Consider the following 13,147-nt stretch of genomic DNA (forward strand, 5'->3'; position numbering starts at 1 on the left):
CAACGTCCGCCAGCAGGAGGGGGAGCATGCGGAAGGATTGTGGCCGGGTCGCCGACTCGATCGGGAGGGCGAGGCTGACGGGATTCGCGGAGCTGGCCGGCTTGGCGTCGTGTCTGGCCTTGACCGTGGCCGTGGGGATCCCGGTGGCTCACGCCGACGCCCCGATTGACACCCTGTTCGACCAGATGAAGCAGCAGGCGAAGGGGAATCCCTACCTCGAAGACCGCATCCACGACGTCCTGCACGAGTTGGCCAAGGAGTTGAAGGAGGAGCGTCTCCAGACGCAGCTCCGCAACACGACCCCCCTCGAATTGCTGCGCGGCATCGAGCGGACCGAGAAGGGCGACCACATCCTCGCGGTGGACTACGGGATCGACTGGGAGGGGATGGACTTCACTCCCTACCTCGGCGCCAACCTGGAAGCGGCCGGGCGCGGCGTGAAGATCACGCGCATCTTCATCGTCGCGGGCAAAGCGCCCAAGCGCGGGCTCTGCCACGTGATGAGCCGCATGCAGCAGGCGGGCATCACGGTCCTGGTCGCGAGCAAAGACGACCTGACCGGACGTCGCGAGTACGAAGAGTCCAAGGCCGCCCGCGTCATCTTCCACTACCGGAACAAGTATGCGGTGCTCATGATCGAGACCACCCCGCTCCCCGACCTGAGGCTGGGCGATCCCTATCTCCTGGACGTGACCTGGAGCATGCCCAAGGTCTCTGAGTCGATCAAATACGTGGACTGGCTCATGGACAAGAAGCGGTCCGTCCCCTTCACTCCGGCTATCTGCAAGTGAATTGCGGCGCTCAGGCGTCCGGAACGTCCTGGCCGGGCACGATCTCCACCGCCCCGTCCGCCTGGATGTAGACCTCGTTCCCGTTGAGCCCGTCCTCCAAGGCGTCCTCCCAGAGACGCGCCGGGAAGCCGTCCCCGGCCGGGTCGGTCCCGAAGTAGAGCGGGTTGGCGCTGACCGCATAGACGAGGCCTCCGCCCGTCCGCTCGCTCTGGTACAGGATCACGGGCACGGAGTCCTGCGCAAACACGTCATCCGGCGAGGCGGGCAGGGTGGCCAGGACCCGGTGGAGGGTCACGTGGGTGACCCGGCCGGTCAAGGGATCGGCGTAAGACACCATCAGAAGCCCGTTGGGCAGGATCTGGATGTCGGCGGTCGAACCGAGCAGAAACGCGTCCGGATCGGGAACGGATTGGCAGGCATACAGTGAGGGAGTGGGCTGCAGGAGGACCAGAAGCAGAATGAGGAGCAGCAGGAAGTGCATGGCACACCTCCTGGGTGGCTATCCCCGGCCTCACCACTCAGGTTTCGAGTGACGCATAGTCCCTTCCATCGCCAGTCAATTCATCGCCCCGGTGACGATGCTCACCAGCCAGAGCAGCGTAGTGGCGGCCTCGATGAGCAGCACCATGATGACGGGTAAAGAAGACATCCCGCGTTTCCTTTAATTTGCGCGTCGGCCAGACCCGATTCCGTTCAGGCTCCGCTGGCCTCACGTCTCTTCTATCGGCTCGCAAGGGTTTCCCCTTGAGCAACACCAGTGCCGGCACTCCTCCGGCGTAAATCTCAAGATTCATCCCGACAGATTCTGAACGGATACAGGCAGTTCTTGCCCGTTGTTAGGTAGAGACGGTGACGCAAGGACGGGCGGGGTGGGCGGCGACAGGCCCCGTTCAGCGTCCTTCCTGTCCCTTCGTCAGCCGAGGCACACCCTCATTCCCCGACCCGCACCAGCAACCCTTTTTCCTTGCAGACGTTGAACGTGTAGTGGAACAGGGCGACCATGATCGTCAGGTAGAGGAGGTTCAGGCCGAAGGCCCAGACCAGGTGGGTGGCCGGCAGCGTGCCCTGGGTGAGCACCAACCGCATCCCTTCGAACACATGGGCGGCGGGGTTGGCCCAGGCCATTGCCTGGAGCCAGGAAGGCAGCACGTCGAGCGGATAGAACACGCAGGAGATCGGCTGGAAGAGGAACACCATCCCCCAGGCCAGCACCTCCGCCTCCTGCCCGAACCGCATGATCAGCGAGGTGGTCAGGACGCCGATGATCCAGCCGGCCACGAGCAGGTTCAGCACGAAGGGGATGAGGGACAGGCCGATGACGAGCACGTTGTAGGAATAGAACAGGAGCGCGGAGAGCGCCATCACGACCGAGACTGCCACGACCTTGAAGACGCTCATCACCATGGTGGCCGCCAGGAACTCGCCCGGCGTGAGCGGACTCGCGAAGAGGTTCATGAGGTTCCTGGCCCAGATCTCCTCCAAAAACGAGATCGTGATCCCCTGCTGCGCGCGGAAGAGCACGTCCCAGAGGATCAGGGCGCCGAGGAAGAAGGTCACCACGCCGGGGAGCTGCCCCTGGAACTTCATCAGGTAGACCGTGATGAAGCCCCAGACGACCAGGTCCAGGAAGGGCCAGTAGAAGATCTCCATCAGCCGGGGCAGGCTGCGGCGGTAGAGGTACAGGTGGCGGGCGACGAGCGCGTTGATCCGGTGCACTTTCATTCAACAACTCCGGCAAGAGGTTCGAGGTACGAGGCGCGAGGGATGTCCGAGTTTTTCCTCCTCGATCCTCGATCCCAGTGCCCCGAGCCTGCTGCTACCGTTCACGTGCCAATTTCAGAAACACTTCTTCCAAATCCCTCTGCCCGAACCGTTCCATGACCGCCTGCGCCGTGCCCTCGGCGACGATCTTCCCCCGCTGGAGGAAGATGATCCGGTCCGACATCTCCTCCATCTCCCGCATGTTGTGGGAGGTGTAGAGGATGCTGAGGCTGCCCGACCGGCGCACGTCCTTCAGGAAGGCCCGGATCTTGTGCGCGATGTCCGGGTCGAGGCTGGCCGTCGGCTCGTCCAGGAACAGGATTTTCGGCTCGGTCAGGATCGCCTTGGCCAGGGTCAGCCGCGTCATCTGGCCGGAAGAGAGCCGCCTCGTGACCTTGTGCCGGAACTCCTCCATCTCCAGCTTCTTGACCACCTCGTCAATGCGCCGCGGAACCTCGGTGAGCCCGTAGAGCTTCGCCACCACCCGCAGGTTCTCTTCCACGGTGAGCGAGAAGGGCATCGAGATGTAGGTGGAGGAGAAATTCACCTGGCTCAGGATCTCCTCCCGGTGGGCGGCCAGGTCCTTGCCGAACACCCGGATGGTCCCCGCCGTGGGCGTGATGAGCCCCAGGAGCATCTGGATCGTGGTCGTCTTCCCCGCCCCGTTGGGCCCGAGCAGGCCGAGGATCTCCCCCTGCCGGATTTCGAACGAGATCCCGTCCACGGCGGTGAAGTCGCCGAACCGCTTGGTCAGATTTTGGACTTGGACGACGGGAAACGGCATAAGAAGTTATCGGTTGTCAGTGTTCAGCTTCTTGATGAGCGTGGCAAGCATCTGCTTCACCTCCTCTGCCTGCCCGGCAAGCTGCCTGTGGTCTGTTCTTAGTTAAACAGAAACTCCCCGATCTTCTCCGGCAGGTGGCAGGTCTCGCAGCGTTTGCTGAGCACCTTGCCCTCGTAGGTCGTCTTGTTGTCGTGGCACCGGAAGCAGTCGGCCAGCGACGAGGCCCGCAACCTGGAGCCTTCCGGGTGCTCCGGCTCGTAGGCCTTGGTGTCCACCGCCACGTGGCCGCGCGGGATGACGATCGGATAGCCCTTGATCGGCTGCTCGTGCACCACCCGCGCGTGGCAGGTCGTGCAGCCCTCCCCCCGGCCCCGCTTGGCGAAGGCCTCCATGTGCTTCCGGTGGCTCATGACCAGGCCCACGTCCTTCACGGGCGGCGGAAGGTCGCGGGGGGCCACTTCCGAGACGCGCAGGATCTCCCGGTGGCAACCCAGGCACACCTCGGAGTGGACGGTCGCCTGGAGGTTGTGCGGATCGGTGGGGGTGCCGAAGAGATAGACCGCCACGTCCTTGAGCCCCGCGACGGCCTTGTCGCGGACGAACCCCTCCACCCCGGGCCTCACGTGGCAGTCCACGCAGGTGACCTCCTTGTGGGACGACCTGGTCCAGCTCTCGTAGGAGGGGCGGATGTTGTGGCAGCTCGCGCAGAACTTGGGATGGTCCGTGACCGACACCGCAGCCGGGGCCAGGATCAGCGCGCCGGCGAAGATCGCCATGAGGACGCTGGCCTTGGGAGCACTGATCATGCCGGCGGGGTCTTGGGGAAGTGACGGACGATGACGTCGCGAACGGCCGTGATGTCGTCCGGATGCAGGCAGGGCACGCCGAGGTCCACCGGCTTGTTGGATACGACCGCCAGCAGGCCGTCCGGCGCAACCGGCACTTCGCCGAACTGGTCCCGCAGCACGACGATCTTGGGATAGCCCTCGCTCTTCCAGCCCTCCGCGATGATCAGGTCCACGGACGCCGCGTCCAGGAACCGGTCCCGGAGCTCCTCCACCTTGATCTGCTCGGACACGTCCGAGAACATCGCCAGGCTGCCCTTGGAGAGCACGAGCACGGAGCTGGCTCCGGCGCGCTTGTGCCGCCAACTGTCCTTCCCCTCCGTGTCCAGGTCGAACCCGTGGCCCGCGTGCTTGATCGTGGCCACGCGGTAGCCGGCCTGCACGAGCTCGGGGATCAACCGTTCGATCAACGTGGTCTTGCCGCTGTTCGAGCGGCCGACGAAGCAGAGGATGGGAATGGGAGCCGGCATGGTTATAAACCTGTCATTCTTCTCAATACCTGCTGAGGACGTGGACGGTGACCGTGTCGCCCGGATTCAGCCGCTCGACGGCCTCCGGCACGTCGATCAGGCAGTTGGCCTTCACCATCGAAGTCAGGATGCCGGACCCCTGGTCGCCCGTCGTGCGGACGGTCAGAACGTCGCCCTCCTTCTTCAGGATGCCCCGCAGGAAGTGGCGCCGGTCGTTCCGCTTCGAGAATTTTTCCTGGAAGGCCGCCTGCATGACCGGGCGGCCGTAGCTGCGGTGTCCGGACATCTTGAGCATGGCCGGCCGCACCAGCATCTCGAACGTGACCATCGAGGAGACCGGATTGCCCGGCAGGCCGAAGGCCAGCTTGCCCTGGATCTTCCCGAAGGCCAGCGGCTGTCCTGGCCGGATCGCGAGCTTCCAGAAGTTCATCTCGGCGCCCAGCTCCTTGAAGACCGCCTTGGTGAAGTCGTAGTCGCCCATCGAGACGCCGCCGGAGAGCACGAGGATGTCGGCGTTCAGCCCGTGCGCGATCTTTTCTTTCAACGCCGCCGGCTGGTCCTTGGCGATGCCGAGCAGGATCGGGATGCCGCCCGCCTCCTGCACGGCCGCAGCGAGCCCGTAGCTGTTCGAGTTGACGATCTTGTCTTCGTCGAGCCGCTCGTCCAGGTCGGCCAGCTCGTCGCCGGTGGAGAGGATCGCCACCCGGGGCCGCTGGTGGGCCACCACGAAGGATTTGGCCAGGATGGCCAGCATCCCCACCTCGGCCGGCCGGAGCTGGGTGCCTTTGGCGATGATGCAGTCGCCCTTGCGGACGTCCTCCCCCTGGGGCCGGATGTTCGCGCCCCGCTCCACCTCCTTGAAGACCTTCACCGACTCGGGGGTGCACTCGGTGTCCTCGACCTTGATTACGGTGTCGGCGCCCTTGGGGACCGGCGCGCCGGTCATGATCCGGATCGCCTGGCCCGGCCCGACCGTCTTGGCGGCCATCTTGCCGGCCGGCACGTCCTCGATGACCGTGAGGACCTTCGGCTTGGTGATCGCGTGCTCCTGCCGGATGTCCTCCCAGCGGACCGCGAAGCCGTCCATGGCGGAGTTGTCCCAGGGCGGATTGTCCCGCGGGGCGATCACATCCTCGCCCAGCACCCGGCCGATCGCTTCCATCAGCCCGACCTTTTCCAGGCCCAGCACCGGCGTGGCGGCCAGGACCGTCTTCTGTGCGTCCTGTAACGGCGTCAAGTCTTGCATATAAATTCCCCGGCTAGGGGCGCGAGAGGCTAGAGGCAATGGGGGAAGCCGACCCCTTTCCTCAACCTCTCGCCCATTGCCTCGTGCCTCGCGCCTGTCACAGGCTCAGTTCCGTTTCGGCGCGATTTTCAGGAGCGACCCGCTCTTCTTGCAGAAGGCCTCGACCTTGTTCGCGATCTCGTGGTAGGCGTCGGCGGTGGGCGTGTCCGAGTAGAACATCGCGAAGGGCTCTCCCGCGTCGCACTGGGTGACCACCTCCGGGTCCAGCGGGATGCGGCCCAGGAACGGCACGCCCATGTCCAGCGCGGAGGCCTCGCCGCCGCCCTTCCGGAATACCTCGATGTGCTTCCCGCAATGGGGGCAATCCAGCCCGCTCATGTTCTCCACGATCCCGATGATCGGAATCTCGCTGTCCTTGGCGAACGTGACGGACTTGCGCGAGTCCAGCAGCGCCACCTCCTGCGGGGTCGTCACGATCACGCAGCCGCTCACGTTCCCGATCAGGTCGATGGTCGTCACCGACTCGTTCCCGGTCCCCGGAGGCAGGTCGATGAGCAGGAAGTCCAGGTCCTGCCATTCCACCCCGCCCAGGAGCTGGTTGATGAACTCGTACTTGTAAGCGTCGCGCCAGATGATCGGATCGTCGGAGTTCTGGAGCAAAAAAGACATCGAGGCGATCTTGAGGTTGTAGGTCTGGAACGGGATGATCCCGCCCGAGGTGCTGATCTTGAGCTTCTGCCCCTCCGCCCCGACCATCTTCGGGATGTTGGGCCCGTGGATGTCCATGTCGCAGATACCGACCTCGTGGCCTTTGAGCGCCAGGCTCACGGCGAGGTTGGTGGTGACCGTGCTCTTCCCCACCCCGCCCTTGTTGCTCATGACGAGCACCTTGTACTGGATGCGCTCCATGCGCTTGGCGACCAGCCAGCGGCTGTGCCCTTCCTTGTCCTTTTGGCAGGTCTCGGTCTCGTCGCAGATCGCGCAGGCCCACAGGTAGGTGCAGACGTCCCCGCTGCCGGAGCCCGGTTGCTGGATGATGTTCAGTTCCTTCGCCACGTCAAACTCCCCGTGATCGGTGATAGGTGATCGGTGCGCAGCGACGAACGAAGCAGAGGCCTTGCTCTTTGGTCTTGCCACCCATCACTCATCACCCATGACCCTTCACCGCCTTCATTTTCTCCACCGTATGCTCCAGCACCGGCAGGACGACCGCCAGGTTCTCCTTGGCACCCCTGGGACTGCCAGGCAGGTTGACGATCAGCGTCTCGCCCCGGATGCCGGCGGTCCCGCGGGAGAGCATGGCCGTCCGGACCTTCTTCAGGCTCTCCTGCCGCATCGCCTCCCCGATGCCAGGGACCTCCTTCTCGATCACGTCGCGCGTCGCCTCCGGCGCCCAGTCGGTGGGACGGACGCCCGTGCCGCCCACCGTCAGGATCACGTCCGGCCGGAGCTCCCCGCACCAGTGGACCAGCCCGTTCCGGATCTCCTTCCGGTCGTCCGGAACCACCCGGTAAGCCAGCACCTCGCCGGGCAGGTCGCGGACCATCTGCTCCAGCACTTCGCGCTCCTGGTCGGGCTCGGCGCCGGTCGCGATCTTGCTGCTGACCACGAGGACCGCCACCCGGATCATCGGGAAGCCGACACCGAGTCAGCGCCGCCGGCCGCCGGTCTGCACGCCCACATACTCGCTCTCGCCGGCCACCGCCGGCTGGGCTACGACCGACCGGGCGACGCTCGCGGCCGTCGCCGCCGCCCCGCCCTCGGCCGGCGCGGTCGCCCGGGTCTTCTTCTTGCTGAAGAAACCGGCGCTCACGATCCCGACTTCATAGAAGACGTACATCGGGAGCGCCATCAGACACTGGTTGAAGGGGTCCGGCGTCGGAGTCAGGATCGCGGCGACCAGGAACGCTCCCAGGAAGGCCCATTTCCGGTAGCGCTTGAGGAACGGCGCATCCACCCACCCCAGCTTGGCCATCAACGTGATGGCCAGCGGGACCTCGAAGATCAGCCCGAAGATCAGCAGGAACCAGAGGGCAAAGCCGACGTATTGCGCGATCGAGAGCTGCGGGATGAACCCGGCGTTGACCCCGTAGGAGATCAGGAAATTCAGCGCGAACGGCAGGACGAAGAAAAACGAGAACAGGATCCCGGCGTAGAACGCCGCCGTGCTGATCAGCACGAACGGCCCGACGAACCGCCGCTCGTGCACGTGGAGCCCCGGCACCACGAACTGCCAGGTCTCCCACAACACGTACGGAGTCGAAAGGACCAGCGCGAAGAGGCCGGCCACCTTGACGTTCTGCCACAGGGCCTCGGCCGGAGCCAGGAAGACGAACGGGATCAACGGCAGGTCGGTCGGCTCCCAGGCTAGTTGGCCCGGGATGAACATGTTCTGGAGGGGCACCCGGAGCCACTGCACCAGCTCGTCGGCGAAGAAGAACGTCCCGACGAAGACCAGCCCCACGACCACGACCGCCCGGGTGAGCCGGACCTGGAGCTCCACGAGGTGCTCCATGACCGGCATCTTCTTGTCCTCGAGGGGCGTGAAGACCGAATCCTGGAGCCACTTCTTGATCTTCGAGGTGTCCATCGGCGCGACAGCGATCAGCCTTCAGCCTTGAGCAATCAGAACCTCTGCGGCTGAATGCTGACGGCTCCCGGTTATTTCGGATTCACCGCCACGAACAGGTTGTTGCCCTGCCGGCTGAGCAGGAGGACCGCCATCTCTTCCTTTTTGATCTTGGCCGCGGCCTTCTGATAGTCCTCCAGGCTCTTGATCACCTCGTGGTTGATCTCCTGGATCACGTCGCCCCGCTGGAGGCCGGCCGCTTCCGCCGGGGTCCCCGGCTCCACCTGGCTGATCACCACGCCCGAGACCTTGCCCGGCACGTTCAACTGGCTTTGCGTCTCCGGCGTCAGCGGCTGGACGCGCAAGGCCGCCAACACGTTGTCCGGGGGCTTCACCTGCGGCTCCGAGGGAGCCGGCGCCGCCGGCTCGCGGCGCGCGAGCATCTCGTCGGAGGGCCGCTCGGCGATCTTGACCGTGACGATCTGTTCCTGGCCGCTGCGCAGCACCTTCACCTTCGCGTCGCGGCCGACCGTCGTGCGCGCGACCATGTTCCGGAGCTGGCTGACGTTCTGGACCTCGCGGTCGTTGAACCCGATGATCACGTCGCCCCGCTTGAGGCCGGCGGTGAACGACGGGCCGTTCTCGTTCACGTCGCTGACGAGCACGCCCTTGCGCTGCTCGGGAATCTTGAAGGACTTGGCCAGCGCGGGCGTGATCTCCTGGATCGCGATCCCCATCCACCCGCGGACGACCTTGCCGGACTTGATCAGGCTGTCGGCGATGTCCAGCGCGATGCTGCTGGGAATCGCGAAGCCGATGCCCTCGGAGCCGCCCGTCCGGGAGAAGATCGCGGTGTTGATCCCGAGCAGCTCGCCGTTCATGTTGACGAGCGCGCCGCCGGAGTTGCCCGGGTTGATCGCCGCGTCCGTCTGGATGAAGTCCTCGTAATCCGTGATCCCCACGTTGCCGCGGCCCAGCGCGCTGATGATGCCCAGGGTCACGGTCGAGCTCAGGCCGAACGGGCTTCCGACCGCCAGCACCAGGTCGCCGACCTGCACCTTCTCGTAGTCGGCCCACTTGAGCGACGGCAGGTTCTGCGCCTCGATCTTGACGACCGCGAGATCGGTCTTCGGGTCCGTGCCCACGACCTTGGCGGGGAACTCGCGCTTATCGCTCAGCGTCACCGTGATCTGGCTCGCGTTTTCGACGACGTGGTTGTTGGTGACGATGTAGCCCTGCGCGTCGATGATGACGCCGGAGCCGGCGCTCTGCTCAGGGCGGCCGGGCGGGCCGGGCATCGGCGGCGGAATGGGCGGCTCCATGCCGGGCGGCTCCTCACCCGGAGGTCCGCCGCCGGGCGGCTCCCCGAACGGCCCCGGCGGCAGCGGCCGGCGCCGCGGCCCGCCTTCCCGTCGCCCTTCCCCGCCGGTCACCGCGATGTTCACGACCGCAGGCGTGACCTTCTTGACGATCTCCGAAAAGCCCTGGGCCAGCGACGGGGGCACTGCGGCGTCCCCGACCGACGGCAGCAGGCCGCAGGACGCAGCCACCAGCCCCACCCCCAGGACGCCCGCCAGCCAGACCGACAGCCAGCCGTTCCGACCCCATCGCCCTTCGTCACCTCGCTCGCGCGTCAGCATAATCAGGCCCTCAATAATTCAAGTCTTTTCCCCGTCCCGTCCGCCGGTTCCATCCCGGCCGTGGGGCCATTCTACACCAACCCGCGAGCCGCCTTCAAAGACAAAAACTCCCTGTCGGCGCGGCAATCGCGGGGCCGACAGGGAATCGAACGGACGCGGCTCAGTAAAGGGATGGGCGGCTCCTCAGCTCCGCAGAGCCGCCATCTCTGCGTCGCGCTTGACGAGCCAGGCCTGTTGGAGGTTCAGCACCAGGCGCTTGACCGCCTCGTGCATCGCGATGATCCGGAGCGTATGGGGAGCGCCTTCGTAGGTCGGCGGCCACCAGCGCCAGTTGGGCTCCAGAGGCCGTTTCCAGATGACCGGATACCAGAGGTTGACGTCCGGCACGGTGGGCCGATCCAGCGTGGCCCAGCCCCGCCCCTCCGCATGCAGCAGGGAGCGGCCGGCCTTCACGTCCACCAGCGCGACCTCGACCAGCGACCAGTTGTCGCGCCGCAGACCCGGCACGACTTGGCTTGTCCACATCACGGCGACGTAGATCGGATACTCCACCTCGGTGCTGGAGACCACGGCGACGACCAGATAGTCCAGCCCGTGCTTCTTCCCCAACGCCGAGAACTGGGCGGCCTCTCCGTCCGGCCTGAGGCCCTCCGCCGGCACGATCCTGTCGATGCGGATCGCCGTGACCTTCGAGACCTCCGCCTGCAGTTGCTCCGCCATCTGGTTCAGCGCCTCGTCGGGTAGGCGGGGGGCCGCATCGGGCGCAGTCGTGTCCGCGATCAGCACCAGGCCCGCGTGGATCGGCCGTTGCTCGGGCAGCGCCGACTCGGGCAGGGACTCGGCCAGCGCCTGCTGGCCCATGTAGGCTTCCATCCGGCTGGGGGGAACCGTGGACGCGCATGCGGCCAGGAGCGCCGTTCCCGCCAGCAGGCTGACGGACCGTGCGAGGGAACCGATCGGAGACATGACGTACCTCCCGCTCTGGAGAGAACTTTTGCTCATTATCCCTTGCTTATCTCGTTGACGCAAGGGCGCCGGAGGCTTCGCGCCCGGATCCGGCTTGCAATCCTCTCCCCGGCGGGGTAGGCTGGCGCCCACTTGTCGCCACCCGCTCTCAGCGGAGGCCCGGAGCCTGCGTGACCACCTCTGGCCCGATCACCCTCTCCGTCGTCATCCCGGCCTACAACGAGTCAGCCCGTATCGCCCCGTATCTCGCCGGCATCACGGCCTATTTCTCACGCCGGCACGTCCCTTACGAAGTCCTCGTCGTGGACGACGGGAGCACGGACGGGACCGCCTCACTGGTCGAGAAATTCGGGACCGACGAGCCGGCCGTGCGGGTCATCCGCCTCGCCCGGAACAGCGGCAAGGGGTGCGCCGTCCGGACCGGCATGCTCCAAGCCCGAGGGGCGCTGCGCCTGATGGCCGACGCGGACGGAGCCACGCCGATTCAGGAATGGGAACGGCTGGAGGCCGCCATCCGCGACGGGGCGGACCTGGCCATCGGCTCGCGCCCCCTGGCCTATCGCGACCCCCGCTACACGGTCCTGGTCCGCCGGCACCGCTCCCTGCTTGGGAACCTGTTCAACCGGGTCGTGCAGCGGCTGGGCGTTCCCGGCATCGCCGACACGCAATGCGGGTTCAAGCTGTTCCGGGCGGCCGTGGCCCAGGCTCTCTTCTCCGTGGCCCGGATCGACGGCTACGGGTTCGACCTGGAGCTGCTCTACGTCGCCCAACGGCGGGGATACAGGATCGCGGAGGTGCCGATCAACTGGGCCGACCAGCCCGGCTCCAAGGTCCGGGTCCTGCGCGACGGGCTGCGGATGTTCCGCGAACTGCTGGCGGTGCGGCGGAACTACGCACGAGGTCTGTACAACCACCCCCGGGCCTAGCTACCTAATCTCTAACCGCGTTGGATGCACGCTGCATTTGACCGAATCTAGGTTTTCAGATAGGCTAGGTTGCCACAAGGATGTCTGATCGCCATGCCGAAGGTGCTACATCCTCATATCACCAGTGATCCGGCTGTCTGTGGCGGCAGCCCGTGCATTACAGGGACTCGGTTCACCGTCCGGGCCGTGGTGATCTATATCCTGCAGCACGGGAATACCCCCGAAGAACTTCGTGTGACCTTTCCCCATCTCAGCCTTGCGGCGATTCACGATGCACTCTCCTACTACTATGACCACCGGGACGAGATCGATCGGGAAATCGCCGAACACGAATCCCTCGATCCAACGATCGACGTCAAGCCCTGAAGACAGCCCCCGCTCATACACGCATCCGGTGAAGCTCTACCTCGACGAATCTGTCTCGACTGTGCTGGCCTCGTTCCTCTCACAACAAGGAGTGGACTGTCAGACGGCGCAGCAGGCTGGTCGCCTCGGCGCCTCTGATGAAGACCAGCTTCGTCACGCGACCCGGACTGGCCGTGCAATCTTGACCCATGACACGCGGGATTTCCTACGACTCGCCCGGGAGTGGGGCCAAGCCGGCCGTTCCCACAGCGGCATTATCTTGTCCCATCAGGTTCCGTACCGGGTCCTCGTGAAGCGGCTCCATTCCTTTTTGTCAACCTACCAAGGCGCCGATCTCACCGATCAAGTCCTGTGGCTCCCACCGCCGTAAGAGCCACAGCGAACCTGATTCCCTAGCCTTTTCGGGTGGATCAGCTATTGCCCCCTATTTCTCAGAGTCCGCACAGGCGGACCCAGGTCAAGCAGATAAACCACGTCATGCGCAGGATTCCGCCGCGCATCGGCAGCAGCCGCGCTTGCCTGTCTTTGGCGTTTTGCTGAACCCTGTTTGAATCGGATGGCCGCTAACTAATGAATATACTGACCGGTATATCCCGCTCCCGCTAGACTGGGATCGATTGCGCGATTCTCATATGTTTCGACGGCTTGTCAAGGATATCCACAGCGCAGGGCTGGCGTGCTATACAGACCGGCATAGTGCCTTTTAAGTCCATTGGTGTAGATCCTCGAGGCACTGACATCTACGGGGACAGGTCCAACGAGCGACCTGTCCCCGTCACCGTT

The 13,147-nt window shown here is 65.2% G+C and carries 15 protein-coding genes; 4 read left to right on the plus strand and 11 right to left on the minus strand.

What is annotated here, in order from left to right; all coding sequences use genetic code 11:
* The first annotated feature begins 26 nt into the window (after positions 1-26).
* Entirely contained in the window at positions 27-791 is a 765-nt protein-coding gene (locus AB1411_01615; GenBank protein MEW6542289.1) for a hypothetical protein, read from the plus strand.
* A gap of 10 nt (positions 792-801) precedes the next feature.
* On the opposite strand, the gene AB1411_01620 is transcribed toward AB1411_01615, so the two are convergent.
* The 11 genes from AB1411_01620 to AB1411_01670 all read right to left on the minus strand — a co-directional run bounded on the left by AB1411_01620 (position 802) and on the right by AB1411_01670 (position 11,072).
* Positions 802-1,272, minus strand: a complete 471-nt coding sequence (locus AB1411_01620) for a hypothetical protein (GenBank protein ID MEW6542290.1) — start codon at positions 1,270-1,272, stop codon at positions 802-804.
* Positions 1,273-1,721: 449 nt separating this feature from the next.
* Complete coding sequence (locus tag AB1411_01625; GenBank protein ID MEW6542291.1) at positions 1,722-2,513, minus strand: ABC transporter permease; 792 nt, start codon at positions 2,511-2,513, stop codon at positions 1,722-1,724.
* A gap of 94 nt (positions 2,514-2,607) precedes the next feature.
* Positions 2,608-3,336 carry an ABC transporter ATP-binding protein gene (locus AB1411_01630; protein ID MEW6542292.1) on the minus strand — a complete coding sequence of 243 codons (729 nt, stop codon included), beginning with the start codon at positions 3,334-3,336 and terminating at the stop codon, positions 2,608-2,610.
* Between the two features lie 98 nt (positions 3,337-3,434).
* Entirely contained in the window at positions 3,435-4,142 is a 708-nt protein-coding gene (locus tag AB1411_01635; protein MEW6542293.1) for a NapC/NirT family cytochrome c, read from the minus strand.
* Positions 4,139-4,651 carry a molybdopterin-guanine dinucleotide biosynthesis protein B gene (gene mobB, locus AB1411_01640; GenBank protein MEW6542294.1) on the minus strand — a complete coding sequence of 171 codons (513 nt, stop codon included), beginning with the start codon at positions 4,649-4,651 and terminating at the stop codon, positions 4,139-4,141. Before mobB ends, AB1411_01635 begins: the two co-directional genes overlap by 4 nt.
* Positions 4,652-4,673: 22 nt before the next feature.
* The gene (gene glp, locus AB1411_01645; protein MEW6542295.1) at positions 4,674-5,897 is read right to left on the minus strand and encodes a gephyrin-like molybdotransferase Glp; all 1,224 of its coding nucleotides are present in this window, start codon (positions 5,895-5,897) and stop codon (positions 4,674-4,676) included.
* Positions 5,898-6,002: 105 nt separating this feature from the next.
* The gene (locus AB1411_01650; GenBank protein MEW6542296.1) at positions 6,003-6,953 is read right to left on the minus strand and encodes an Mrp/NBP35 family ATP-binding protein; all 951 of its coding nucleotides are present in this window, start codon (positions 6,951-6,953) and stop codon (positions 6,003-6,005) included.
* Positions 6,954-7,044: 91 nt separating this feature from the next.
* The gene (locus tag AB1411_01655) at positions 7,045-7,527 is read right to left on the minus strand and encodes a MogA/MoaB family molybdenum cofactor biosynthesis protein (protein MEW6542297.1); all 483 of its coding nucleotides are present in this window, start codon (positions 7,525-7,527) and stop codon (positions 7,045-7,047) included.
* Between the two features lie 18 nt (positions 7,528-7,545).
* Positions 7,546-8,487, minus strand: a complete 942-nt coding sequence (gene tatC, locus AB1411_01660; GenBank protein ID MEW6542298.1) for a twin-arginine translocase subunit TatC — start codon at positions 8,485-8,487, stop codon at positions 7,546-7,548.
* A 71-nt stretch (positions 8,488-8,558) separates the two neighbouring features.
* Positions 8,559-10,106, minus strand: a complete 1,548-nt coding sequence (locus AB1411_01665; protein ID MEW6542299.1) for a Do family serine endopeptidase — start codon at positions 10,104-10,106, stop codon at positions 8,559-8,561.
* Positions 10,107-10,289: 183 nt separating this feature from the next.
* Positions 10,290-11,072 (minus strand): hypothetical protein, encoded by a 783-nt coding sequence (locus tag AB1411_01670; GenBank protein MEW6542300.1) that lies wholly within the window; start codon positions 11,070-11,072, stop codon positions 10,290-10,292.
* Positions 11,073-11,242: 170 nt separating this feature from the next.
* Here AB1411_01670 and AB1411_01675 point away from each other — a divergent pair, with 170 nt between their 5' ends.
* From AB1411_01675 to AB1411_01685, 3 genes are all read left to right on the plus strand, one after another.
* Positions 11,243-11,998: a dolichyl-phosphate beta-glucosyltransferase gene (locus AB1411_01675; GenBank protein MEW6542301.1), complete on the plus strand. Its 756-nt coding sequence runs from the start codon at positions 11,243-11,245 to the stop codon at positions 11,996-11,998.
* Between the two features lie 93 nt (positions 11,999-12,091).
* Positions 12,092-12,364: a DUF433 domain-containing protein gene (locus tag AB1411_01680; GenBank protein MEW6542302.1), complete on the plus strand. Its 273-nt coding sequence runs from the start codon at positions 12,092-12,094 to the stop codon at positions 12,362-12,364.
* Positions 12,288-12,734 (plus strand): DUF5615 family PIN-like protein, encoded by a 447-nt coding sequence (locus AB1411_01685; protein ID MEW6542303.1) that lies wholly within the window; start codon positions 12,288-12,290, stop codon positions 12,732-12,734. Before AB1411_01680 ends, AB1411_01685 begins: the two co-directional genes overlap by 77 nt.
* The last annotated feature ends 413 nt before the right edge of the window (positions 12,735-13,147 follow it).

This window comes from Nitrospirota bacterium (genome assembly GCA_040757595.1).
Taxonomy (GTDB): Bacteria; Nitrospirota; Nitrospiria; order Nitrospirales; family Nitrospiraceae; genus JBFLWP01.